The organism is Mycolicibacterium chlorophenolicum (assembly GCF_001044235.1).
GTDB classification, from domain to species: Bacteria; Actinomycetota; Actinomycetes; order Mycobacteriales; family Mycobacteriaceae; genus Mycobacterium; species Mycobacterium chlorophenolicum.
On sequence record NZ_JYNL01000020.1, the window covers coordinates 302866 to 325770 of the forward strand.

Sequence of the window (22905 nt, forward strand, 5' to 3'; positions counted from 1 at the left end):
ACAGCCGAAGCACGTTCGGCACCGCGCGACCGCGGGTGCCGCGCCGACGGGGTACCGCTGCGCCACCGATTCTGTGAACTGTGACACACTCGTCGCTGTACCGAATGTGCTGGTCGTGGCCCTCATCGGAGACCACAACTTCATAAACGAGGACGTGATGAAACGAATCCAGTTCGCCCACGGGCGACGACGTCGTGCAATCGCGCTGGCAAGCGCGCCTCTGGTCGCCGCCACGTTGTTGTCCGGGTGCGGTAGCGAGGGCGGCCCCCCGACGCTGACGTGGTACATCCTCCCCGACAACGGCGGCTCGGCCGCGCGGGCCCAGGAGTGCGAGGCCGCCTCCAACGGTGCCTACCGGGTGCGCATCGAGTCGCTGCCCTCCACCGCGACCGCGCAGCGGGAACAGATGGTGCGCCGCCTGGCCGCCGGGGACTCCTCGATCGATCTGGTCAGCATGGACGTGGTGTTCACCGCCGAATTCGCCAACGCCGGATTCCTGCGTCCCTACACCGCCGAGGAGACGCAGCGGCTGACCGCGGGCATGCTGCCGGCGCCGGTGAAGACCGGCACATGGGACGACAAGCTCTACGGTGCCCCGTACAAGTCCAACGCCCAGCTGCTGTGGTACCGCAAGTCGGCGGCCGCCGCGGCCGGGGTCGACCCGACCTCGCCGACGTTCACGTGGGACGAGATGATCAAAGCCGCTGTGGGACAGCAGAAGAAGGTTGCCGTCCAGGCGCAGCGCTACGAGGGCTACACCGTGCTGATCAACGCGCTGGTGCTCTCCGGCGGCGGTGCGCTGCTCCAGGACGTGGAGGCCGGCCGCAACGCCAAGCCGTCACTGGCCAGTCCGGCCGGCGAGAAGGCCGCCCAGATCGTCGGTACCCTCGGCCGCTCCCCCGCCGCGCCCACCGACATGTCGAACGCGTCGGAGGAACAGGCCCGCGCCAACTTCCAGTCCGCTCAGGGCATGTTCATGGTCAACTGGCCCTACGTCCTCGCCGCCGCCCGCAGCGCCGCCGAGGAGGGCACGCTCGATCAGGCCGTCGTCGACGACATCGGTTGGGCCCGCTATCCCCGGGTGGCACCCGACCGGCCCAGCGCACCGCCGCTGGGCGGGGCGAACCTCGGCATCGGCGCCTACACCAAGCATCCCGATCAGGCGGTCGCACTCGTCGAGTGCATCAACGCCGAACCGAAGGCCACCCAGTACATGCTCGACGAGAGCGAACCGTCGCCCTACGCCGCGTCCTACGACGATGCCAAGATCCGCGAGGAGTACGCCAACGCCGACCTGATCCGCGAATCCATCGGCGACGGCGGTCCACGGCCGCCGACCCCCTACTACACCGACATCTCGGGAGCCATTCAGCAGACGTGGCACCCGCCCGCCTCGGTGAATGACCAAACCCCGGAAAGGACAGACCAATTCATGGCTGACGTGCTCGCGGGGAGGCGCCTGCTGTGACGACGCTTCAGACCCCGCCGCTGCAGAAAGAACCTGGCAAGCCCGCGATGAGCGAGCGGGTCAAGGGTGAGCGCAGGCTCGGCATCTACCTGACGCTGCCGTCCTATGTGGTGATGCTGCTGGTCACCGCCTACCCCCTCGGCTACGCACTGGTGTTGTCGCTGTACAACTTCCGGCTCACCGACCCCGAGGGCCGCAGCTTCGTCGGGCTGCGGAACTATCTGGTGATCCTCACCGACCCGATCTGGTGGAACGACTTCCTCACCACGCTGGCGATCACCGTCGTCACGGTCGCCGTCGAACTGGTGCTCGGATTCTGGTTCGCGTTCGTGATGCTGCGCATCGTGCGCGGACGCGGTCCGCTGCGCACGGCGATCCTGATCCCGTACGGCATCGTCACGGTCGTGTCGGCGTTCATCTGGCGCTACGCCTTCGCCATCGACTCCGGGTTCGTCAACCAGTGGCTGAATCTCACCGACTTCGACTGGTTCGGCAACAGGTGGTCGGCCATCTTCGTCATCTGCCTGTCCGAGATCTGGAAGACCACCCCGTTCATCTCGCTGCTGCTGCTCGCCGGGCTGGTGCAGGTGCCCGAGGACATGCAGGAGGCGGCGAAGGTCGACGGTGCCACGGCGTGGCAGCGACTGTGGAAGGTGACGCTGCCCAACATGAAGGCCGCGATCATGGTGGCCCTGCTGTTCCGCACGCTGGACGCCTGGCGCATCTTCGACAACCCGTATGTGATGACCGCCGGCGCCAACAACACCGAGACAATCTCGTTCCTGGCCTATCGCCAGAACGTGACGCTGGTGAATCTCGGGATGGGATCCGCGGTGTCGGTGCTGCTGTTCCTCTCCGTCGTCGCGATCGCCTGGGTCTTCATCAAGGTCTTCAAGACCGACCTGTCCCAAGTCAGGGGTGACCAGTGACCAAGAGCACCAAGTGGTGGACGATCGCCGGCATCGTCATCGTGATCTACAGCTTCGTGCCGATGCTGTGGATGATCAGCCTGGCGTTCAAGCCGCCGTCGGACATCGTGTCGGGCAATCCGTCGTTCCTGCCGAGCTCGTTCACGCTGGACAACTTCGCGCAGATCTTCAGCAACGAGTTGTTCACGCGGGCGCTGCTCAACTCGATCGGCATCGCGATCATCGCGACCATCATCTCGGTCGTCATCGCGATGTTCGCCGCGTATGCGATTGCGCGGCTGGAGTTCCCGGGCAAGAAGCTGTTGCTGTCGCTGGCGCTGGGCATCGCGATGTTCCCGCAGGCGGCGCTGGTCGGCCCGCTGTTCGACATGTGGCGCGGACTGGGCATCTACGACACCTGGCTGGGGCTCATCATCCCCTACCTGACGTTCGCGCTGCCGCTGTCCATCTGGACGATGTCGGCGTTCTTCCGCCAGATCCCCTGGGAGATGGAGCATGCCGCGCAGGTCGACGGAGCGACGCAGTGGCAGGCGTTCCGCAAGGTGATCGTGCCGCTGGCTGCGCCCGGGGTGTTCACCACCGCGATCCTGACGTTCTTCTTCTGCTGGAACGACTTCCTGTTCGCGATCTCGCTGACGTCGACCGACAATGCCCGCACGGTGCCCGCGGCGCTGGCGTTCTTCCAGGGCGCCTCGTACTTCGAGTCGCCGGTCCCCTACATCATGGCCGCGTCGGTGATCGTCACGATCCCCGTCGTCATCCTCGTCCTCATCTTCCAGCGGCGCATCGTCGCCGGCCTGACCTCCGGAGCAGTGAAGGGATAACCCCATGGCAGCAATCACGATGCGCAATATCGTCAAGAAGTACGGCGACGGCTATCCGGCCGTCAACGACGTCAGCCTCGACATCGCCGACGGCGAGTTCATGATCCTGGTGGGCCCGTCGGGCTGCGGCAAGTCGACCCTGCTGCGGATGATCGTGGGGCTCGAGGACATCAGCTCGGGCGACATGCTGATCGGCGACAAGAAGGTCAACGACAAGGCCCCGCGCGACCGCAACCTGTCGATGGTGTTCCAGAACTACGCGCTGTACCCGCACCTGACCGTGTTCGAGAACATCGCCTTCCCGCTCCGGTTGTCGGGCAAGCTGTCCGACGACGAGATCCGCAAGCGGGTCACCGAGGCCGCCGACACACTCGAACTCGGCGAGCACCTGGACCGCAAACCGGCCAACCTGTCGGGCGGGCAGCGGCAGCGCGTCGCGATGGGCCGTGCGATCGTGCGCGAGGCGGATGCGTTCCTGTTCGACGAGCCGCTGAGCAACCTCGACGCGAAGCTGCGCGGCCAGATGCGCACCGAGATCCTGCGGCTGCAGCGCAAGCTCGGCGTCACCACCGTCTACGTCACCCACGATCAGACGGAGGCGATGACGCTGGGCGATCGCGTCGCGGTGCTGAAAAAGGGTGTGCTGCAGCAGGTGGCCAGTCCTCGCGAGCTGTACGACCAGCCCGTCAACCTGTTCGTCGCCGGCTTCATCGGGTCCCCGCCGATGAACTTCGTGCCCGCGCACGTCAACGGCGACAACCTCGAGCTCCCGTTCGCAACGGTGCCATTGCGCGACGAGTGGCGCACCGCCGTCGACGACCAGAAGGTGTACATCGCCGGTATCCGGCCGGGCGCGTTCGAGGACGCGGAGTTCGTCGACGACGACAAGCGCTCCCGCGGAGTGACGTTCGACGTCACCGTCGACATGGTCGAGTGGCTGGGCAACGAGCAGTACGCGTTCGTGCCGTTCGAGGCGACCCCGGAGATCACGCAGCAGCTGGCCGAGCTCGCCAACGAACTGGACAGCGAACAGCTGCGCACCCAGCTCTGTGTCGAGCTGGATCCGCTGAGCCGGGTGCGCTCGGGCGACAAGGCCACACTGTGGCTGGACGCCGAGCGTCTGCATCTGTTCGATCCGCACAGCGGTGAGAACCTCACGCGGACCGATCAGACCAATGGCCGGCACGCCGCCCCCGCCGGCTGAGCGGGCGGCCACACACGCCGATGGCGGCACCTGAGCTTCGGCTGCGGGCGGCGCGCCCCGAACTGCTGGCGCTGCCGTGGGATCGGGCGCTCGCCGAATGGACCGCGCCCGAGGTCCCATTGCGCGACCTCCCGGTGGGACCCAGCCGGCACCTGGTCAAATTCGTCGAGTGCGACGGTGAGCTGTGGGCACTCAAGGAGCTGCCCCCGCGCATCGCCGCCCGCGAGTACGAGGTGCTGCGTGCGCTTGAGGACATGGAGCTCAACGCCGTTCGTCCGGCGGGCCTGGTGTTCCAGCCCGACTTCGACACCGCGATCCTGCTGACCCGCTACCTCACCGGTTCCTGGCAGTACCGCCGGATGTTCATGCGGCTGCCGCCCGACGCGCCCAAACACCGCGCCCGGCTGTTCGACGCGATGGCGACCCTGCTGGTGGAACTCCACCGGCACGGGGTGTTCTGGGGCGACTGCTCGCTGGCCAACACGCTGTTCTCCCGGGACGGGCAGGTGCTGCAGGCCTTCCTCGTCGACGCCGAGACCAGCGAGGTCCACCCGAGTCTGTCGAACGGACAGCGCACCCAGGACATCGACATCACCGTCGAGAACGTCGCCGCCGGGCTGCTCGACGTCGCTGCGCGGCTCGAAAGACCGGATCTGGAACCGGGTTTCATCGGTGAGGCGCTGGCGATCAGGGAACGCTACGAGCGGTTGTGGGAGCTGCTGCACGCGGCGCCGACGTTCGGTTTCGCCGACCGCTACCGCGTCGAGGGCACCATTCGCAAGCTCAACGACCTCGGGTTCGCCGTCGACGAGGTGTCGCTGCAGCCGGTCACCTCCGGCGCCGACGAACTGCGGTTGCACGTCGCGGTCGGCGACCGCCGTTACCACGCCACCGAACTGCAGCGCCTCACCGGACTCGTCGTCGGTGAGGGGCAGGCCCGCATCCTGCTCGGCGATCTGCACGCTTACCAGGGGCAGTTGTGCCGCGAAGCCGGCCACGACGTCGACGAGCGCACCGCGGCGCAGCTGTGGGTGATGGAGGTGGCCACCCCGACGATGCACCGCGCACACGCCGCGGTCGGACGTTCGGGCACCCCGATCCAGGCCTACTGCGATCTGCTGGAGGTGCGGTGGCTGCTCTCGGAGCGGGCCGGCCGTGACGTCGGTACCGAGCGCGCGCTCCAGGCGTTGGCGCGCAACGTGGTTCCGTCGGAGTCAGCCGCGCAGCTGATGATCGTCGAGACGCCCACCGAGCCGTTCTCGGTACTCGACGACGACTAGTGCCGGACGCCGCGGCCTCGCATCAACCCGCCTCCGCCACACGCAGATACGCGTGAATCGTCGTGCCGTCGATCCCGGAATGGCAGCGCACCAGGTCGGCGACGGCGTTGACCACCATCAGACCCCCGGGCGCCCCCGTGCCCGCGTTCGCGCCGTCGAGCGGGTCATCGAGGCGGGCGTGGTCGCGCGCCTCGCACGCCAGGTAGCCGTCCGCACTCCAGAACGCTAGCCGGCACGGCCCGGCGTTGTGCACCAGCGCCTCGGTCGCCAGCTCGGTCACGATGAGCCGCAGATCGATCAACTTCTCGTCGTCACAACCGAACCACCGCCCGTACCGCGCGGCGAAGGTACGGGCGCGGTGCAGCTCGGCAACCGTGCGCACGGTGCAGCCCACCGCGTCGGCGGCCGCGTGCAGGGGCTCGTTGTACCGCCGCCAGGCGTCGTCCGGCGCGAAGTGCGAGCTATCGGCCTCCGGCTCCCCGTAGCGCCACAGGACCGGATGGGTGGTGCGTGCATCGTCGAGACGCTCGTCGGTCAGCGCGCCCGCGTCATAGGGGCAGAGCACCGTAACGTCCCGGCCGGTGAACGCGAGGTTGATCAGCGCTTCGTACTGCACGCACGCCGGGTACTCGAGGGCCGAGCGCCCGTCCCAGACCGGCTCACCGATCATCAGCACCGGCTGGGGAACGCTCGCCTCGACGAATCGGCTCAGCACTCCGGCGAGGATGCCGCCCGGATTGCGTCCCGCCTGGGTCATGTCGATCAGGGTGACCGCATTCTCGGACGGACCGAGCGCGGTGCGCAGCGCAGCCAGATTGGGGCCCGGGACGGCGACCAGAACGCAGTGCCCCCTGTCGAGTGCGTCGATGATCGACGGCACCAGACAGTCGACATAGGCCCTCAACGAGTCATAGAAGAACGCCGGGTGCCGGAAACGGTCGACGTCGGGATCAGACAGAACAGACAAGCACGGGCTCCCGACGTCGTCGACGCATCGGGTCGCTGCTCCGATGAATGACTCTGACATTACGCCCCCGGCTTCGCCTGCGGTGACCGAAAATGTGACGGCGACGGTGCGGCCCCATCCGCGATTTTCGACCGCTGATAGGGTTGTATTCGGTCGAATAATCCGCAGAAACGGAAAAGCCACGAATGCCGGACATCAGGATCAGGGACGCGGCGGTGTTGCTCGGCGTCAGCGACGACACCGTGCGCCGCTGGATCGACGGGGGCGCGCTGCCGGCGTCGCGGGATGAATCGGGCCGCAAGGTGATCGCCGGTGACGTGCTCGCCGACTTCGCCCGGCAACACGCCGCACCGCCACCCGACCCGGTCGGTGTCGCGAGTTCGGCGCGCAACCGGTTCGTCGGACTCGTCACCGAGGTGCGCTCGGACCGGGTGATGAGCGAGGTGCAGATGCAGTGCGGGCCGTTCACCGTGGTGTCCCTGATGAGCACCGAGTCCGTCCGCCAACTCGGTCTCGAGCCCGGGGTCGTCGCCGTGGCCATGGTCAAGGCCACCACCGTGATCGTCGAGACCGCGGGCGGAACCTCATGACGGCACCGGTGAAGGCGGTGATCGCGGCCGCGGCGGCTGCGGTGCTCGGCGCAGCCTGTTCGTCGTCACAGCCCTCGACGGGCGACGAACTCACGGTGTTCGCGGCGGCATCGCTGAAGTCGACGTTCACCGATCTGGGCGCGCGCTTCGAGAAGGACAATCCCGGCACGACCGTCACGTTCAACTTCGCCGGTTCGTCGGATCTCGTCGCGCAACTCACCCAGGGCGCACCCGCCGACGTGTTCGCCTCTGCGGACTCGGCCAACATGACCAAGGCGGTGGACGGCGGCCTGGTGTCCGGTGAGACCGTCGCGTTCGCCGCGAACACCCTGACCATCGTCACACCGCCCGGAAACCCCAGCCGCGTGGCGACATTCGCCGATCTCGCCCGCCCCGGCATCCAGGTGGTGATCTGCGCGCCCCAGGTGCCGTGCGGCGCCGCGACCGACAAGGTCGAGAAGGCCACCGGGGTATCCCTCACCCCGGTCAGCGAGGAATCCTCGGTCACCGACGTGCTGGGCAAGATCACCTCCGGCCAGGCCGACGCGGGGCTGGTGTACGTCACCGACGCCAAGAGCGCCGGAGACAAGGTCACCTCGGTCGCCTTCCCCGAAGCAGCGCGGGCCGTGAACGTCTACCCCATCGCCGTGCTGAACCAGGCCCGATCGCGTTCGGCTGCACAGCGCTTCGTCGATCTCGTCACCGGACCCCAGGGTCGCGACGTGCTGGCCGCCGCAGGTTTCGCCGAACCGTGAGAGCTCGGCCACGCGCGGGCGGTGCGGTGCCCGTCGGCCTGCCGGCCTGGATCTACCAGCCCGCACTGATCGGCGCCCTGTTCGTGGTGGTCCCGCTCGTCGCGATCCTGCTGCGGATCGACTGGCCACACTTCGTCCCCCTCGTCACCTCCGAATCCGCCCGCGCGGCACTGACTCTGAGCCTGAAGACCGCGGCGGCGAGCACGACACTGTGCGTCGTGCTCGGCGCCCCGATGGCGCTGGCACTCGCGCGCGGCCGATTCCCGGGCCGATCCGTCGTGCGCGCGCTGGTGCTGCTGCCGCTCGTACTGCCGCCGGTGGTCGGAGGCATCGCTCTGCTCTACACCTTCGGCAGACAGGGGCTGCTGGGCCACCAGCTCGAGCTGCTGGGGGTGCGCGTCGCGTTCTCCACCACCGCGGTGGTGCTTGCCCAGGCCTTCGTGTCGCTGCCGTTCCTGGTGGTGAGCCTGGAGGGCGCGCTGCGTTCCGCCGGATCGGGCTACGAGCACGTCGCCGCCACGCTGGGCGCCCGGCCCGCCACCGTCGTGCGCACGGTCACCCTGCCCCTGGTGTGGCCCGGCCTGATCTCCGGGGCGGTGCTGGCCTTCGCACGGTCCCTGGGCGAGTTCGGCGCCACGCTGACCTTCGCCGGCTCGCTGCAGGGTGTCACCCGAACGCTGCCCCTGGAGATCTACCTGCAGCGCGAGACCGACGCCGACGCGGCGGTGGCGTTGTCGCTGCTCCTGATCGCCGTCGCTGCGGTGATCGTCGTGGCCTCCGCCGGCCGCCGTCTGACGGGCGCGCTGCCGTGAGCGGCGTGCACGTGGCTGCCCGGCTGCGGCAGCGCGGACTCGACGTGGACATCTCCGTCGAAGACGGCCAGGTGCTGGCCGTCCTGGGCCCCAACGGGGTCGGCAAATCCACGCTGCTGCAGATCGTCGCCGGGCTGGTGAGACCCGACAGCGGCCGCGTCCAGATCGGTGCCGACGTCGTGACCGACACGCACACAGGCGCTTTCGTCCCCGCACACTCCCGGGGCGTGGCGCTGCTCGCCCAGCAGGCGATGCTCTTCCCGCACCTGAGCGTCGGCGCCAACGTCGCCTACGCGCCCCGCTGCCGGGGGCTGTCCCGCGCGGCGGCGCGCGAGCAGGCACGCCACTGGCTCGACGCCGTCGGCGCCGGCGATCTGGCCGGGCGCCGGCCCGCACAGCTGTCAGGCGGGCAGGCCCAACGGGTGGCGGTGGCGCGGGCGCTGGCCGCCGAGCCCCGGGTGCTGCTGCTAGACGAGCCCTTCGCGGCGCTGGACGTGACCGCGGCGCCCGCGCTGCGGCGGCTGCTGCGCGATCTCCTCCGGGAGCGGTCCCGGACAGCGATCATCGTCACCCACGACATGCTCGACGCGCTGGCCGTCGCCGACACGGCCGTGGTCCTCGAGGGCGGGCGCGTCGCCGAACGCGGACCGGTCCGCTCCGTGCTGAGCACACCCCGCAGCGATTTCGGCGCCCGCATCGCCGGGGTCAATCTGGTCTCCGGAGTCGTCTCCGCGCGGGGATCGCTACGGACCGAATGGGGTGCGGAGATCTCGGGCGCCGGCGACGTCGAGCCCGGCGTTGCTGCCATCGCGCTGTTCCGTCCGAGTTCCGTCGCCGTCCACCTCGAGCCGCCCCACGGCAGTCCCCGCAACGTCCTCGCCGTGACCCTCGCCGACATCGATGTGCACGGACCGGTCGTGCGCGTGCGCGGCGCCGAACTCCCCGACGGAGCGCCGGGCCTGGCTGCGGACGTGACCGCAGCGTCGGCGGTCGATCTGGGCCTGGAGCCGGGCCGGACCGTGTACTTCGCGATCAAGGCGCAAGAGGTGGGGCTGCACCCCGCGCACGGCATGCACTAGCGTCAATAACTGCCCTACGGTTACTCCCGTCATTTGCTGACAGAGCACCGTGGAGCGCGCAATAGTAGGTGGCATGGGAGTGTCGTGGACATGGGCCGGTATCCGCGGCAGGTGATCGCGCCGGTGGCCGCGCCGCCGGGGCTGGTGCTCGCCCTGGCGGCGCTGCTCGCCGTGGCCGGCGACCAGCCGGCCGTGCGCGTCACCGACGACCTGGTCAACTTCGGCCTGCTGGTCTATGCCACCGTGTGCGCCGTGCTGGCCGCCAGATCGGCGCTCGGCCGGCTGCACCGGGCCTGGGTGCTGCTGACTGCCGCGCTGGCGGCCTGGGCGCTCGGCGACGCCGTCTGGCTGCTGTACGAGCTGATCCTCCGGCAGGATGCGCCGGTGCCGTCGGCGGCGGACGCCTTCTACGTCGTGTTCGCGCTGCTCGCGATCGCGGCGATGACGCAGTTCGTCGCCGAACCGATGCGCGAGTCCCGGCTGCGGATCGCCCTGGACGGCATCACGGCGGCGTTGTGCCTGTTCCTGCTGGCGTGGGTCCTGGCCCTGCACACCGTGTACGACACCTACCGCGACGACCTCGCCGCTCTGTTCGTCACGCTGCTCTACCCCGCCACCGACCTGGCGATGCTGACCATCGCCGTGGTGACGCTGCTGCGGGCCGACGCCCGCCAGCGGGTGGTGCTGACATTGCTCACCGCAGCGATCGCGGTGATGGCGGTCGCGGACAGCACCTACGCCGTCCTGGTCGCCGCTGACCGCTATCAGACCGGCGACCCGATCGACGCCGTGTGGGGCGCCGCGGCGGTCATCTTTTCCGCCGCCGCGCTGATCAGCCGCCGCACGCCGGCACCGCGCCCGCCCACCCTGCACGTCCCCTCGAACGCGTCCCTCTGGCTGCCCTACATGCCCCTGCTCCTCGCGGGGACGATCGGCCCGCCGCTGGTGATGTCCGGCCTGGAACGGTTCGTGGTGCCGCTCATCGTCGTCGCCGTGTGCCTGCGGCAATCGGTCGCCGCCTGGGAGAACCGCCGGCTGCTGGCGGCCGCCGCCGACCAGGCGCTGCGGGACCCGCTGACCGGGCTGGCCAACACGGCGCTGTTCGACGACCGGTTGGCCCACGCGATGACGCTGCGCTCGCGCCTCGACCGGTCGGTCGCCGTGCTGTCCCTGGACCTCGACGACTTCAAACTGATCAACGACAACCTGGGGCATTCCGCCGCCGATCGACTCCTGGCCGACGTCGGACGACGGCTGGCGGCTTGCGCGCGGACGGGCGACACCGTGGCCCGCACGGGCGGCGACGAGTTCGCCCTGCTCCTCGAAGGGCCGTTCGACGAGTCGGAGACCATCGCCCAGCAGGTGAGTGACGCCTTCGACATCCCGTTCACCGTCGACGGGCACGACATCCTGCTGCGGCCCAGCATCGGTGTCACCGTCGCGTCGATGTCAGAGCCCGACCTGACACCCGAGATCCTCCGCGAACGTGCCGCGATCGCCATGCAGGCCGCCAAACGGGCCCGCTCCCCCGAAGTCCACACCTTCAGCGCCGACATGGTGCCCGCCGACGGTGGCGGAGCAGACGCCGCCGCGGGCCGGTCCGGCGGCGACGGTGCCGCCCAGATCCGTCTGCTCGGCGAATTGCGCCACGCCATCGACCACAACGGGCTCGACGTGGTGTATCAGCCCAAGATCGATCTGCGCACCGGCGACACCGTCGGCGTCGAAGCGCTCCTGCGCTGGCCCCACCCCCAACGGGGCCTGCTGCTGCCCGATGCGTTCCTCTCGCTGATCCGGGAGCAGGGCCTGATCCAGCGGGTGACCGAGCTGGTCCTGAACAGGGCGCTCGACGACACCGCCCACTGGTACGGCCACGAGGCTCGAATCCCCGTGGCGGTCAACCTGTTCGCACCGTCGCTACGGGAGACCGACCTGCCCGACAAGCTGTGCCGCGAGCTCGGCCGCCGGGGTCTGCCCACCGATCTGTTGACCGTCGAGATCACCGAGGACATCGTCCTGAGCGAGATGGACCTGGTGACCGCCGTGTTGCGGCGGCTGCGTGAATACGGGGTGCGGGTGGCCATCGACGACTTCGGCAGCGGCTACTCCTCGCTGTCGTATCTGCGCGACCTCCCGATCGACGAGGTGAAACTGGATCGCAATTTCATCGCTCCGGTCACCAGCGACGCCCGGGCAGCCGCCGTCGCGCAGGCCGTCATCGAGCTCACCCACGACCTGGGGGCCACCGTGGTGGCCGAGGGAATCGAAGACGCCTCGACAGCCGACTGGCTGCGCGAGCACGGGTGCGATGTGGGGCAGGGCTATCTGTTCGGCAGGCCCGTCGAAGCGGGGCGGATCGGTGGCCTTGCCGCTACGGACCCCCGGCGCACGGACGACGCTGCGGTCATCGGGCCCCCGTAGAGAGTCCCGGTGCCGCCGGGTGGCGTCTGCCCCCGCGGCGCCATCCCGGTTGCAGCCGTCGCCGTGCAGCGCGGACACGCCATCCCCTCAGTGGCGTGTTCGTGCGCATGCAACGACATAGCAATTGCACCGATCAGCCCCCGAGCGCCGGTAGGGGCGAAGGTCCCTGGGTCGCAGACGCGGCGATGTCGGTGACCCGGGCGCGAGGTTGTGTCCAAAGGGTGACGCCCTGTCGTTAGTCCTGCTCCTCATCAGGCGCCACCAGCGGTGACGTTGGTCATGACGAGAGCGACGACGCGCCGGGGGGTTTGCACATCGGTGGTGGGGCCGTATTGTCGGAGGCAGGTGCTATACGTGTCTTGTCACTGTGCCGAGCAAGAAAGCGGCGTTGCGCCGCCGACGCGGTGACTTACCTACCGTCGTAAGCGCATGTCGAGAATCCGGCGTGAGCTGTTGGTCAGATGCCAACCGTTTATGGGCGGTCCAAGACTTGACGCCAGTGTCCAGGCCCGTCAGATGCTCGCCTGCAAGAGGACAGAATTCGCGAGCGGGTCGCTCCCCTCCCCGTACCGAGGTCTCACGAGATCGGTCCGAGGTGGCCCAGCACAGCACCGACATGTCGCGCGTCACGTCGACGAACACGAGAGCCGTGATCTGCAGTGCAAACTCTTCATCAGCCGACGCCATCTGTCAGCACGTCAACGACCACCAACCCCTATGCCGACGTCGTCGTCATGTTCCGTGAACTCGCCCTGCTGGACGAGGACACCGCGGCCCACCGGCGCCTACGGGAAGCCATCATCGAACGGTGCCTGCCGCTCGCCGAACACATCGCCCGGCGGTTCCGTGGACGAGGAGAATCGCACGATGACCTCGTTCAGGTCGCCCGCGTGGGTCTGCTCAACGCGGTCAACCGATTCGACATCGACACCGCCGACGACTTCCTCGCCTTCGCCGTCCCGACCATGATGGGTGAGGTGCGCCGGTACTTCCGCGACCATGGATGGTCGCTGAAGGTTCCGCGCCGCCTCAAGGAACTCAACATGCGGCTCAAGGCCGCCCGGTCCGAACTGACCCAACAGCTCAACCGGGCGCCGTCACCCAGCGAACTCGCCGAATACCTCGGGATCGAGCGGGAAGAAGTCGTCGAAGGACTCATCGCGGCCGACGCGTATTCGACGCGGTCCACCGAACAGGAGCTCAGCGCCGCCGGTGACGGCCTGACGATGAACGACACCTTGGGCGGTCCCGATCCCAACCTGCAGAAAGTCGTCGAGATCCACACGGTGCGACCGTTGATCGCCGATCTGCCCGAGCGAGACCGCATGGTGCTCAAGATGCGGTTCTTCGACAACAAGACGCAGTCGCAGATCGCCGACGAGATCGGCGTCTCCCAGATGCATGTGTCCCGACTGCTGGCGCGCGCTCTGGCCACGGTCCGGGAGAAGGCCGGCTGAACACCCGCCGGCGGGCAAAATGTCCTGCCCGGCAAGCTCTTCGACGCAGAGATCACCCCGGTGCGGCAGCGCACCGGGGTGATCGCCGCTTTAGCGGACGATGGCGTCGAACGCCTGCTCCACGGTGGAATGCAGACTCATGATGTCGGCCAGACCGATCATCTGCATCGGCCTGCTCGTCGCCGGCCCGTCGGCGACCACCATGAATTGCGTTGCGGCACCACATCGATCGTGTGCCTCGACGAGCAGGCCCATCCCCACCGATGCGAGGAAGTCGACGGCGGTGAGGTCGATGATCATCGAGGTCGGTTTCTTCGTCAGCGCGGTGTCGATCTGACGGTCGAGCGCCGGGACGGTGAGCATGTCGACATCACCGGTGCAGCGGATCACGACGACCGAATCGTGCCAGGAATCGGTGACGATGCACTGTGAGGGCGCGCCGCTCGGCTCTGCCGCGGGCGAGGGTGAAGAGGTGGAAGACATATCAACTCCGAGATCGCATGGATGAAGCGCTGCGTCTCACGGGCTGCCTAGTCTGAACCTGAAGGATGGGGCGCGTGATGATCAGTCTATACGCGTCGGGCGAGCTATACGCGTCGGGCGAGTCAGAGCGCCGATATCGACTTCAGCGCGAAGCTGCGCACGCGGCCCGCCACCCCGGCGCGGCACATCGACAGCAGCGGCTCGGACAGCTCTTCGGCGAGCACCACCTCGACCGGACCTGACGCGCCGGCGAGCACGACCCGGACGGTGTCGTCGACGTGGTCGACCGTCACCGGCGAGAGCGCCCGGATGCGTTCGTCGCCGGACGCCTTCCGGACGAAGTACTGCGCAGCCTGCACCGCATGGGGAAGCGACGTGCGGCCCCGCAGGAACTTGTTGTCGACCAGGCCGTCGACGTACCGGGTGACCAGTGCGGCCGCGTCGGTCGAATCGATCCGGCCGTAGCAGAGCCCCTCGGGCAGGATGAGCATCGTCGCGGCGAACCGGTCACCACCCAGATGCGAACACTCCCAGGTGTTTTCGGGGTACCGCTCGGCGATCGCCGCGACCGCCTGCCGCCCCCGGACGGCGCAGCACTGGTCGTGCCGGCCGTGGGCACACACCGCGACGACGGGTTCGGTGGACCGCTCGCCGTCGCTGCCGTCGAGTGCGAGCTCGAGGTAGTCGGCCGGCCGGGACACCTCGCCGCGGTACAACGCCTCGCTCCCCTCGTCGCAGAAGGCGAGGAACCAGCGCCAGCGCGGACTCGCTGCGCGGCGGCCAGGCCTGCGGATCGCGGCGATCCGCATCCCGGCCGTCTCGAACCGGCGCGCGATCGCGCGTCCCAGAACGGGGTCGACGATCGACGGCGAGTTCAGAAACGCCGACGGACCCCAACCGCCGCTGAGTTCGAGCAGCGCCCAAGCGTGTCCGGCCGACGCAGTCCCGTACATCGCGTCGTCGCGCGCCAGGGACTGGTCGCTGCAGGGAATGCGCCTCCCGACGGCCATCGACCGCGCCCCTAGTCGGCGACGGCCACGACGACCGCCTCGCGCAGCAGTCGGCGCAACAGCACCGTGCCGTCGTGGTTATCGAGGCCGGGCAGCGTCGCCGCGTCGACGGCCTCGCCGGACTGCAGCGCCGTCAGCGCCGCCGCGCAGAAGCCCGGAAACGACATGGTGCGGTCGGGAAGCCGCAACCGGACGCGGCCGTCGGCGCTCTCGAGCGTCGCGACCAGACCCCGGCGCCACCGCACCCGCGTCGTGTCCGCCGCCGCGGCCGCATCGAGGGTGGCCAGCGGCGGAACCGCCACGGGCCGGGTGCGTTCGCTGTGCCGGCGCGCCATTCGCGCGGCCGCGCGATCGCTCAGCTCGGCACCACGGTCACGCACCGTCTCGGTCAGCGCGGCCATCACCTTCGACGCGATCGCCGCCATCTCGCCGGGGTGCGCCACATCGACACCCATGGGCAACGACTTACGGAACTCCGCGTCGTCGGCCAGTGCGTCGACGACCGCGCGCATCACGTCGAGGCCCGTCATCGCCGAGACGCCGATCGTCAGGTGGATCGATGTGGTGTCCCCCGACCGGGCGGAATGCACCCAGCCCCGGGGCAGGTAGAGCACGTCGCCGGCCGTGAGGACGGTGTCGATCACCGGAGGCTGCGCGCCACGGGCGGTGATCGCGGCGCGGTGGTCGGTCCACGGCTGGCTGGGCAGCGGGTCGGTGTGCACCGGCTCGTGGACGATCCACCGCTTGTCGCCACTGACCTGCAGCACGAAGACGTCGTGGACGTCGTAGTGCGGGTCGAAGCCCTGATTGTCGGGCGGGGTGATGTAGGCGTTGGCCTGCACCGGATGTCCGAGGTCGTCGACCGCGTCGCGGACGAAATCGATCAGCGGCGGCCACAGCCGGTGCAGCCCCTGCAGAACCAGGGTGGCGCCCGCCGCCAGCTGCGCGAGTACCCGCGCGGAATCCACCTGATCGGGCATCTCGGCGCCGAACCCTCCGGCGTCGAGGTAGCAGTCCCGGGCCAGCAGTTGGCCCGCCTTGGCCATGCGCAGAAACGGCGCGCGTACCCCGCGACGGGTGATCAGCTCGTCGACGGCATCCGGTGAGAGCAGATCGGTGAAGTCGCGGGGCAGCGCGCCGGACCGGCTGAGCAGAGGTCGTCGACCCCAGTACTGCGCCGCGAACACCTCCGGAGCGACCGCGACGCAGCGCGTCAGCACGAGACCGTCCTAGGCGGTACCGTCCGCACCGCCGTCGTGGCCGTCGGGGTTCGAGCCGCCATCGGCGGGCCCTTCGCCGCCCGCGGTGCCGTCGGCGCCGCCGTCGTGGCCGTCGGGGTTCGAGCCGCCATCGGCAGGCCCCTCGCCGCCCGCGGTGCCGTCGGCGCCGCCGTCATGGCCGCCGGGGTTCGAGCCGCCATCGGCAGGCCCCTCGCCGCCGGACTCCGTGGTGATGTCGTCGTCATCGAGTGCCATTGTCGTCACCTTTCCGCGCCACTGGGATGCCGCTGGGATGAGCCGCAGCCTACCGCGCCCCGCTGTGGTGCCCACCCGGTACGGAACCCAAACCCGACGTCGCTTTCCCGGCGGATAACGGACCGTCGGAGATGGCGTAACGATCGGGGCGTGCCGAGCGCAAAACGGGGCGCTCCCAGTACGATCGGGCCATCGATCCCGTTGGGATCGCGTGGCCGTCGCCGACAACACTGGAGAACGCTTGAGGTCTGATCGTCGTGCCCGCGCTGTCTGCCTGGCAGCCCTGCTGGCGGTGATCGCCGCCGTGGGCATCGTCTCGTCGAGCGCGCCGCAGTGCCCTGATCGCTGCCAGGCGCTGGCCGCGGGCACTGCGTCGCACTTCGCGCCGCCGGCTCCTCCGTCGCCCACGGCACCGGCCCGGCTCATCGTGACCCCGGGCGCGGGATCCGAGGACGTCAAACCTGACGCCCGGGTGCTCGTCGCGGCCGTCGACGGGACGCTCGAGAGCGTCACGATGGTCAACGACGCGGACAAGGAGATCCCCGGGGTGCTGACCCCCGACGGCAAGGCGTGGAAGCCGACGGTGCAGCTCGGGTACGGCCGCACCTACACGATGACGATCGCGGGGCGCGGTCCCGGAGGTATGCCGACCCGGCAGACCTCCAGCTTCAGCACCATCGATCCGAGCGACCAGGCCGCGGTGTACCTGAACACGGTCGGCTACGCATCCATCGAGGACGGCGGTACCTACGGCGTCGGCATGGTGATCGTGGCCCACTTCGACGAGACCGTCGACAAGGCGGCCGCCGAACGACACCTGCGCGTGCGCACGGATCCGCCGGTCCCCGGCAGCTGGTACTGGGTCGACGACCAGACGGCGCACTGGCGTCCGCAGAAGTACTACGCGCCCGGCACGAAGGTCAGCGTCGTCGCCGACATCTACGGCGACAAGCTCGGCGACGACCTCTACGGCGCCGAGGACGAGACGGTGAGCTTCGTGATCGGCGATGCGCACGTGTCGATCGCCGACGACACCACCAAGCAGGTCAGCGTCTTCGACAACGGGAAGCTCGTGCGCACGATGCCGACCTCGATGGGCATGGGCGGCACCGAGACCATCGGCGGGAACACGCTGTCGTTCTGGACGCCTCCGGGGGTCTACACCGTCATCGACAAGGCCAACCCGGTGATCATGGACTCGTCCACGTTCGGGCTGCCGGTCAACAGCCGGCTGGGCTACCGGGAGACGATTCCGTGGGCCACCAAGATCAGCTCCGACGGGATCTATCTGCACCAGCTGAACTCGACGGTGTGGGCGCAGGGCAACACCGACACCAGCCACGGCTGCCTGAACCTCAACAGCGACAACGCGCAATGGTTCTACTCGTTCTCGCGGCCGGGCGACGTCGTCGAGGTCCGCAACACCGGCGGGCCGCCCCTGCGGCTGAATCAGAACGGCGACTGGACGCTGCCGTGGGAGGAGTGGCTGAAGGGCAGTGCCCTGCGGCAGTGAGTGGTGGTGGTCCCGGCTGGGTTCGAACCAGCGACCTTCCGCGTGTGAGGCGGACGCTCTCCCACTGAGCTACGAGACCGGGGATTTCCGACGGAGTCGGACGAGGCGCAACATTAACATGCGCACCCGGCCCTCCCAGAATTCGGCCCTTCTACCAGCGACTTCACAGGTACGGTCACCGCATGACGCTGCGTGGACCGGCTCTGGCGCTGGCTGTCGCGACCGCGGGCGCGATCAGCCTCACGGCCGCTCCCGCCGCCGCCGACATCGTGGGCTTCACATCGCCCAGCGGCAACATCGGCTGCATGCTGGAGGACGACTACGTGCGCTGCGACATCGCCGCGCGGAATTGGGCGCCGCCGCCCCGCCCGGCCGACTGCCCCGACGTCACCGGATACGGACAGGGCATCGCGCTGCAGTCGACGGGTTCGGCCCGCTTCGTCTGCGCCGGCGACACCGCACTCAACAGTGGACCGGCCCTCCCCTACGGCCAATCCCGGTCCAGCGCCGCGATCGACTGCACCAGTGAGCAATCGGGTGTGCGATGTACGAATTCCGACGGCCACGGATTCAGGCTCTCGCGCGAGGGATACGCCCTGTTCTGAGGCGCGACGCGCCCCAACCGGGAGGGGATTTGTCTACGCCCAACTGCGTGGACTATCGTCGTGCATCGCGACGAGCGACGAACTCGCCCGTAGCGCGCGGATGTAGCGCAGTTGGTAGCGCATCACCTTGCCAAGGTGAGGGTCGCGGGTTCGAATCCCGTCATCCGCTCGAAGGTGCAGTGGCATCAAGCCCAGCGGTGGAGTGGCCGAGTGGTGAGGCAACGGCCTGCAAAGCCGTGCACACGGGTTCGATTCCCGTCTCCACCTCCAAGGTGTTCCCGGCGCGATTAGCTCAGCGGGAGAGCGCTTCCCTGACACGGAAGAGGTCACTGGTTCAATCCCAGTATCGCGCACCAGTATGACCGCAGTTCAGGACCTGTTCTCATGCCACGATGGCTCCCAGCAGAGCAACTGCACGCGCGGCACCCTGGCGATGATGGCGGCCCGCGGGCGCTCGAGTTGTTCGACGTCGGTCAGCGCAGACGAACCCTTTGCGGCACAACGCCCACCCCACCCTGTGGGTGTTCTGAGACCTGTCCTGTAAGTGTCCTGAGACTCTCGCGGCGCCTGGCTGCAATGGGCGCCGGAGGGCGCATGATCGGTCGCACGACCGCGGTCCAGACCCAAGCGCCCGGTCGTTGATGGGAGACAGTCATGACTGCCAGGCTGACCAATCTGACCCGCGGGGAGCGCGAGTCACTTCTGTGGACACTGCGTGGTAACCGGTCGAAGCTCGTCGTGCAGCGCATCGAGCTGACTGACCGGATGCTCGCTGACGCCCGAACATTGGAGCAGATCGACCGCCAGCTCCGCGAAATCGACGCGAGCGAGGACTACCTCACCCACTGATCGGGTCGGGCCGGCGGGTGCGGTGAGCGCGCAAGCGTCGCTGTCGCGCTCACGCAGATCGGTAGTCCCGGCGGGAGACGACGGGGAGGAGCCCATCAGGGTGGCCGACCACGTCCCGCCGGCCCGACGTCCAGGATGCGAATCTGCCTGCGCGCCAGGCCTGGGTCCCGCATCACGTTTCGCGCCGTCTCGGCTCCTCAGCCGAAGCCAGGAACGAACCGAGTGCATGCGCACTCGTCGTCGGTCACGTAGTTGATGAGACGGCAGCTCCCCCAGTCGTCCCAGTGACACATCGCGCTGTGACCGCATCTACACATCGGCGACGCCTCGGCTTCACCGACGATGACATGGCGCAGAGCCGACCACATGCTCATGGTCGCACCGAAAAGCTACTTCCCCCGCCCGGGCGTGGGATACAACCGGGCCGCGTCATAACGTGCCGAATTTTCGACCAGCCTACGCTTTCACCGCCATGGGCAGCAACGCCAGACAGGCCTGCCAGGCAAACCTGAAAACACGCTGACACTCTCCTGCACGCCCTGCGCGGTTGTCAGTGGATCGGCAGGCGATCGGGGTGGTTCATGCGGTGTTTGCGCGCCGATCATCGACCTCACCCCACGGCCGGGCCGCCCGGCCCCCGATCCCCACGGCGCAGCCCGTGGAGCGTCCCTACCAGGAGATCGCCATGTCGAACCGAATCACCGTCGCAACCGCCGGACTTCTCGCCGGCGCCGCCATGCTCGCAGCGTCCCTCGGCGGGGCCGCCGTGTCGCAGGCCGCCAGCAGCGGAGTGGACATCCAGGGCACCTATCCGAAGCCCGGCACCTACACCGGCGTCGCCGGCGGCATCTCGCTGTGCACCCAGCACGGCATCAAGATGCCGTGCGGACCGTCGTTCACCCCCGGCATCACCAAAGCCAACAACCAGGGCTGACCGCCCCTTCGCAGCGCCACTCTTCGAACATATGATCGAAGAGTGGCGCTGCAGAAGATCGGACACGGCGGACAACCGCAGCCCACCGTGTTCCGCCGGGTGCACCCACCGCTGGAGGTCCTGGTGGACCTCGTCGCGATGTTCCCGCGCGAGCCGCACGGGGCAGGCCGGTACCACCCGCACGGCCTGCAGATGGACACCGTCGTCGAGGGCCGCCTGACCTGTTGGGGCCTCGGCGAGCAGGGTGGCTGGTGGGGACTCGTGACGTACGCCGTCTGCTTCGGCAGCGACAAGCAGACCGTCACCCATTGGGCGCCGGCCTGGGTGCTCAAACTCAAGTAGCCGATTGACGTTCACCACAGGTCCACGCCGTTGTCGCAGCACGGCCGTGCGCCTGCGCTGCGGACCGGTTGACGGCCGCACGGGACGCGACCAAGCTGAGCTCGTGATCGAGTTGAGTGAGCAGCAGATCATCGACCAGCTGGCGCAGCGTCTGGCCGATGCCCATGCCACCGTGGAGCCGGACCGCGTCGCCGCCGTCGTCCACGCGCAGTACGCCCGCTTCGAGGGCCGGCCCATCCGGGATTTCATCCCGCTGTTCGTCGAACGCAGCGCGAAGGCGGAGCTGACCCGGCTCGGGGTCTGACCGACACCCGATTCGTTACCGCATTTCAAGCGCGAATCTATGTGGCTATTAGGCCACTCTCAGGTTGGGTCCGTAATTTCAGAGGCACGGAAGTCCCGATCAGACGACCCGATACGCTCGGCCCGCCACCAACCCCCCTCAGGTGGCGGGCCGAGATCGTTTGCTGAGCCGGAAAGCCCGCGACGGGGCCGCACCACCCGATAGGGTTCGGGTGCACGAGAACCGATCCGGCGACCAAGGGGTGGGACATGATTCGCGAGATGCTGACAGCGACCGCGATCGGTATCGCCGCACTGGGCACAGCGCCCGCCGCGATAGCCGAGCCGGGCCCTGCCTATCCCGACGATCCCGGCCACTACGCCACCGACGTCCCCGGCATGAGCTACGACGCCCACCTCACCGCCCCCTGCACCAACATGGAGCGGTTCACCTTCGGCCGCGGTCCCGGCGGGGAGGCCCTGCAGTGCCGGTGGATTCCGAACCAGTGGCCGCCGGTGTACACGGGCTTCTGGCAGGCGACCTACGACCTGCGCGGCGTGCAGGACATCGGCGCCCCGTGCCCCAACCCGCAGTCCGCCGCGCAGGCTCCGGACGGACGCCCGCTGGTGTGCTTCGCGAACGGATGGCAGGCCGGCATCTACAACCGCGAGGGCTTCACGCCCCTGTGAGCTGTCAGCCGCTGCGCAGGGTCCGGCTCGGCTCGGTGCCGAACACTTCCTTGTAGGCGCTGCTGAACCGGCCGGGGTGGCTGAAGCCGCAACGGCCGGCGATCGAGGTCACGGTGTCGCGGGCCGGATCCGCGGACTTCAGTTCGCGGTGCGCCCGCTCCAGGCGGACGCGCCGGAGATACTCCAGCGGTGTCGTGCCGATGTGCTCGCGGAACGCGTACTGAATCGCGCGCGGCGTCACGTCAGCGGCTGCGGAGATGTCCCGGATGGTGATCTCGTACTGGGCGTTGTCATGGATGAAGTCCAACGCCCGCCTCAACATCCGGGGATGGTGTGTCGTGGTCTTCTCGTCAGATCGCATCCCCGAACGGGTTCCCGGACTAGCCGCGTAGCGAAACCCCTCAGTGATCCAGACCACTCTCGTGACACCATCGATGCATGACCGATCGCATCGAGGTGTCCCGCACGATCGCCGCTCCCGCCCCTGACGTCTTCGCCGTGCTGTGCGACCCGCAGGGCCATGTGGCGATCGATGCGACGGGCATGCTGCAGGACGCCGACGGGGACCCGGTGCGCGGGGTCGGCGACAGCTTCGTCGTGCACATGGACCGCGAGGCCCTCAACGACTTCCCACTGGGTCGTTACGACGTCACGGTGCAGATCAGCGAGTTCGAGCAGGACCGACTCATCGCCTGGACGATCCTGGGGCAGATCCGCCCGCAGATCGGCCACGTCTACGGCTACCGCCTGGAGCCCGCCGAGGAGGGAACCGTGGTGACGTCCTTCTACGACTGGTCCGGCATCGACCAGCACTGGCGCGACGCGAAGATCTTCCCCGTGGTGTCCGAGGGCGCCCTCCGGGCCACGCTGGGCGTCCTCGATCGCACGGTGCGGCGCGGTTACCCCGGAGACTCACGGTCAACCCAGGGTTGACGA

25 protein-coding genes and 4 tRNA genes are annotated in these 22905 nt (G+C 68.7%); 22 read left to right on the forward strand and 7 right to left on the reverse strand.

Going from position 1 to position 22905, the window contains the following annotated elements; all coding sequences use genetic code 11:
* Positions 1–157: 157 nt before the first annotated feature.
* Genes MCHLDSM_RS09425 through MCHLDSM_RS09445 form a run of 5 tightly spaced genes read left to right on the forward strand, consistent with a single transcriptional unit; the run spans position 158 to position 5705 of the window.
* Complete coding sequence (locus MCHLDSM_RS09425; RefSeq protein ID WP_048470257.1) at positions 158–1468, forward strand: extracellular solute-binding protein; 1311 nt, start codon at positions 158–160, stop codon at positions 1466–1468.
* The gene (locus tag MCHLDSM_RS09430) at positions 1465–2397 is read left to right on the forward strand and encodes a carbohydrate ABC transporter permease (RefSeq protein ID WP_048469830.1); all 933 of its coding nucleotides are present in this window, start codon (positions 1465–1467) and stop codon (positions 2395–2397) included. The genes MCHLDSM_RS09425 and MCHLDSM_RS09430 overlap by 4 nt, the downstream gene beginning before the upstream one ends.
* Positions 2394–3221: a carbohydrate ABC transporter permease gene (locus MCHLDSM_RS09435; RefSeq protein ID WP_048469831.1), complete on the forward strand. Its 828-nt coding sequence runs from the start codon at positions 2394–2396 to the stop codon at positions 3219–3221. Before MCHLDSM_RS09430 ends, MCHLDSM_RS09435 begins: the two co-directional genes overlap by 4 nt.
* A gap of 4 nt (positions 3222–3225) precedes the next feature.
* A complete protein-coding gene (locus MCHLDSM_RS09440) occupies positions 3226–4425 on the forward strand; it encodes an ABC transporter ATP-binding protein (RefSeq protein WP_048469832.1) in 1200 nt (399 codons plus the stop codon).
* Between the two features lie 20 nt (positions 4426–4445).
* Positions 4446–5705, forward strand: a complete 1260-nt coding sequence (locus tag MCHLDSM_RS09445; RefSeq protein ID WP_048469833.1) for a DUF4032 domain-containing protein — start codon at positions 4446–4448, stop codon at positions 5703–5705.
* A 22-nt stretch (positions 5706–5727) separates the two neighbouring features.
* Here the strand turns inward: MCHLDSM_RS09445 and MCHLDSM_RS09450 are convergent, their stop codons facing one another.
* A complete protein-coding gene (locus MCHLDSM_RS09450) occupies positions 5728–6672 on the reverse strand; it encodes an anti-sigma factor RsbA family regulatory protein (RefSeq protein ID WP_053082948.1) in 945 nt (314 codons plus the stop codon).
* 185 nt (positions 6673–6857) lie between these two features.
* Between MCHLDSM_RS09450 and MCHLDSM_RS09455 the strand changes: the two genes are divergently transcribed.
* From MCHLDSM_RS09455 to MCHLDSM_RS09480, 6 genes are all read left to right on the forward strand, one after another.
* On the forward strand, positions 6858–7262 hold the full coding sequence (locus tag MCHLDSM_RS09455; protein ID WP_048421010.1) for a TOBE domain-containing protein: 405 nt from the start codon (positions 6858–6860) through the stop codon (positions 7260–7262).
* Positions 7259–8017 (forward strand): molybdate ABC transporter substrate-binding protein, encoded by a 759-nt coding sequence (gene modA / locus MCHLDSM_RS09460; protein ID WP_048469834.1) that lies wholly within the window; start codon positions 7259–7261, stop codon positions 8015–8017. The genes MCHLDSM_RS09455 and modA overlap by 4 nt, the downstream gene beginning before the upstream one ends.
* Positions 8014–8829 (forward strand): ABC transporter permease, encoded by an 816-nt coding sequence (locus MCHLDSM_RS09465; protein WP_048469835.1) that lies wholly within the window; start codon positions 8014–8016, stop codon positions 8827–8829. The genes modA and MCHLDSM_RS09465 overlap by 4 nt, the downstream gene beginning before the upstream one ends.
* Positions 8826–9908 (forward strand): sulfate/molybdate ABC transporter ATP-binding protein, encoded by a 1083-nt coding sequence (locus tag MCHLDSM_RS09470; protein WP_048469836.1) that lies wholly within the window; start codon positions 8826–8828, stop codon positions 9906–9908. The genes MCHLDSM_RS09465 and MCHLDSM_RS09470 overlap by 4 nt, the downstream gene beginning before the upstream one ends.
* Before the next feature lie 90 nt (positions 9909–9998).
* On the forward strand, positions 9999–12329 hold the full coding sequence (locus MCHLDSM_RS09475; RefSeq protein WP_048470259.1) for a putative bifunctional diguanylate cyclase/phosphodiesterase: 2331 nt from the start codon (positions 9999–10001) through the stop codon (positions 12327–12329).
* Positions 12330–12988: 659 nt separating this feature from the next.
* Positions 12989–13786, forward strand: coding sequence for a SigB/SigF/SigG family RNA polymerase sigma factor (locus MCHLDSM_RS09480; protein ID WP_082168806.1), 798 nt, complete (start codon positions 12989–12991; stop codon positions 13784–13786).
* Positions 13787–13876: 90 nt separating this feature from the next.
* Here MCHLDSM_RS09480 and MCHLDSM_RS09485 read toward each other — a convergent pair whose 3' ends face one another.
* From MCHLDSM_RS09485 to MCHLDSM_RS09500, 4 genes are all read right to left on the reverse strand, one after another.
* The gene (locus MCHLDSM_RS09485; protein ID WP_053082949.1) at positions 13877–14269 is read right to left on the reverse strand and encodes an STAS domain-containing protein; all 393 of its coding nucleotides are present in this window, start codon (positions 14267–14269) and stop codon (positions 13877–13879) included.
* Positions 14270–14391: 122 nt separating this feature from the next.
* Complete coding sequence (locus MCHLDSM_RS09490; protein WP_048469838.1) at positions 14392–15279, reverse strand: ferredoxin family protein; 888 nt, start codon at positions 15277–15279, stop codon at positions 14392–14394.
* A gap of 11 nt (positions 15280–15290) precedes the next feature.
* Positions 15291–16499: a cupin domain-containing protein gene (locus tag MCHLDSM_RS09495; protein WP_048469839.1), complete on the reverse strand. Its 1209-nt coding sequence runs from the start codon at positions 16497–16499 to the stop codon at positions 15291–15293.
* Positions 16500–16508: 9 nt separating this feature from the next.
* Complete coding sequence (locus tag MCHLDSM_RS09500) at positions 16509–16754, reverse strand: hypothetical protein (protein WP_048469840.1); 246 nt, start codon at positions 16752–16754, stop codon at positions 16509–16511.
* Positions 16755–16995: 241 nt separating this feature from the next.
* On the opposite strand from MCHLDSM_RS09500, the gene MCHLDSM_RS09505 reads away from it, so the two are divergent.
* Positions 16996–18267 (forward strand): L,D-transpeptidase, encoded by a 1272-nt coding sequence (locus MCHLDSM_RS09505; RefSeq protein ID WP_231508374.1) that lies wholly within the window; start codon positions 16996–16998, stop codon positions 18265–18267.
* 4 nt (positions 18268–18271) lie between these two features.
* Here the strand turns inward: MCHLDSM_RS09505 and MCHLDSM_RS09510 are convergent.
* Positions 18272–18346 (reverse strand) — tRNA-Val (locus MCHLDSM_RS09510).
* 103 nt (positions 18347–18449) lie between these two features.
* Here MCHLDSM_RS09510 and MCHLDSM_RS09515 point away from each other — a divergent pair.
* From MCHLDSM_RS09515 to MCHLDSM_RS09555, 9 genes are all read left to right on the forward strand, one after another.
* Entirely contained in the window at positions 18450–18872 is a 423-nt protein-coding gene (locus MCHLDSM_RS09515) for a DUF6636 domain-containing protein (protein WP_048469842.1), read from the forward strand.
* Positions 18873–18968: 96 nt separating this feature from the next.
* A tRNA-Gly gene (locus MCHLDSM_RS09520) sits at positions 18969–19041 on the forward strand.
* 27 nt (positions 19042–19068) lie between these two features.
* Positions 19069–19142, forward strand: a tRNA-Cys gene (locus tag MCHLDSM_RS09525).
* Between the two features lie 11 nt (positions 19143–19153).
* Positions 19154–19228, forward strand: a tRNA-Val gene (locus MCHLDSM_RS09530).
* Positions 19229–19526: 298 nt separating this feature from the next.
* On the forward strand, positions 19527–19721 hold the full coding sequence (locus MCHLDSM_RS09535; protein ID WP_048469843.1) for a hypothetical protein: 195 nt from the start codon (positions 19527–19529) through the stop codon (positions 19719–19721).
* A gap of 685 nt (positions 19722–20406) precedes the next feature.
* On the forward strand, positions 20407–20655 hold the full coding sequence (locus MCHLDSM_RS09540; protein ID WP_131722620.1) for a hypothetical protein: 249 nt from the start codon (positions 20407–20409) through the stop codon (positions 20653–20655).
* Positions 20656–20697: 42 nt separating this feature from the next.
* Positions 20698–20997, forward strand: coding sequence for a hypothetical protein (locus MCHLDSM_RS09545; RefSeq protein ID WP_048417246.1), 300 nt, complete (start codon positions 20698–20700; stop codon positions 20995–20997).
* Between the two features lie 103 nt (positions 20998–21100).
* Positions 21101–21301 (forward strand): three-helix bundle dimerization domain-containing protein, encoded by a 201-nt coding sequence (locus tag MCHLDSM_RS09550; RefSeq protein WP_048469845.1) that lies wholly within the window; start codon positions 21101–21103, stop codon positions 21299–21301.
* Between the two features lie 248 nt (positions 21302–21549).
* Positions 21550–21969, forward strand: a complete 420-nt coding sequence (locus MCHLDSM_RS09555) for a hypothetical protein (protein WP_048469846.1) — start codon at positions 21550–21552, stop codon at positions 21967–21969.
* 4 nt (positions 21970–21973) lie between these two features.
* Here MCHLDSM_RS09555 and MCHLDSM_RS09560 read toward each other — a convergent pair whose 3' ends face one another.
* Entirely contained in the window at positions 21974–22291 is a 318-nt protein-coding gene (locus MCHLDSM_RS09560; RefSeq protein ID WP_231508373.1) for a helix-turn-helix transcriptional regulator, read from the reverse strand.
* A 116-nt stretch (positions 22292–22407) separates the two neighbouring features.
* Here MCHLDSM_RS09560 and MCHLDSM_RS09565 point away from each other — a divergent pair, with 116 nt between their 5' ends.
* A complete protein-coding gene (locus tag MCHLDSM_RS09565; protein WP_048469848.1) occupies positions 22408–22902 on the forward strand; it encodes an SRPBCC family protein in 495 nt (164 codons plus the stop codon).
* The last annotated feature ends 3 nt before the right edge of the window (positions 22903–22905 follow it).

Excerpts from the sequence above, each read along its gene's own strand:
- MCHLDSM_RS09490 (WP_048469838.1), bottom strand. The coding sequence starts at position 15,279 with ATGGCCGTCGGGAGGCGCATTCCCTGCAGCGACCAGTCCCTGGCGCGC.
- MCHLDSM_RS09500 (WP_048469840.1), bottom strand. The coding sequence starts at position 16,754 with ATGGCACTCGATGACGACGACATCACCACGGAGTCCGGCGGCGAGGGG.
- MCHLDSM_RS09555 (WP_048469846.1), top strand. The coding sequence starts at position 21,550 with ATGATTCGCGAGATGCTGACAGCGACCGCGATCGGTATCGCCGCACTG.
- MCHLDSM_RS09560 (WP_231508373.1), bottom strand. The coding sequence starts at position 22,291 with ATGTTGAGGCGGGCGTTGGACTTCATCCATGACAACGCCCAGTACGAG.
- MCHLDSM_RS09565 (WP_048469848.1), top strand. The coding sequence starts at position 22,408 with ATGACCGATCGCATCGAGGTGTCCCGCACGATCGCCGCTCCCGCCCCT.
- MCHLDSM_RS09455 (WP_048421010.1), top strand. The coding sequence starts at position 6,858 with ATGCCGGACATCAGGATCAGGGACGCGGCGGTGTTGCTCGGCGTCAGC.
- MCHLDSM_RS09485 (WP_053082949.1), bottom strand. The coding sequence starts at position 14,269 with ATGTCTTCCACCTCTTCACCCTCGCCCGCGGCAGAGCCGAGCGGCGCG.
- MCHLDSM_RS09475 (WP_048470259.1), top strand. The coding sequence starts at position 9,999 with ATGGGCCGGTATCCGCGGCAGGTGATCGCGCCGGTGGCCGCGCCGCCG.
- MCHLDSM_RS09440 (WP_048469832.1), top strand. The coding sequence starts at position 3,226 with ATGGCAGCAATCACGATGCGCAATATCGTCAAGAAGTACGGCGACGGC.
- MCHLDSM_RS09515 (WP_048469842.1), top strand. The coding sequence starts at position 18,450 with ATGACGCTGCGTGGACCGGCTCTGGCGCTGGCTGTCGCGACCGCGGGC.
- modA (WP_048469834.1), top strand. The coding sequence starts at position 7,259 with ATGACGGCACCGGTGAAGGCGGTGATCGCGGCCGCGGCGGCTGCGGTG.
- MCHLDSM_RS09425 (WP_048470257.1), top strand. The coding sequence starts at position 158 with ATGAAACGAATCCAGTTCGCCCACGGGCGACGACGTCGTGCAATCGCG.
- MCHLDSM_RS09540 (WP_131722620.1), top strand. The coding sequence starts at position 20,407 with ATGTCGAACCGAATCACCGTCGCAACCGCCGGACTTCTCGCCGGCGCC.
- MCHLDSM_RS09445 (WP_048469833.1), top strand. The coding sequence starts at position 4,446 with ATGGCGGCACCTGAGCTTCGGCTGCGGGCGGCGCGCCCCGAACTGCTG.
- MCHLDSM_RS09535 (WP_048469843.1), top strand. The coding sequence starts at position 19,527 with ATGACTGCCAGGCTGACCAATCTGACCCGCGGGGAGCGCGAGTCACTT.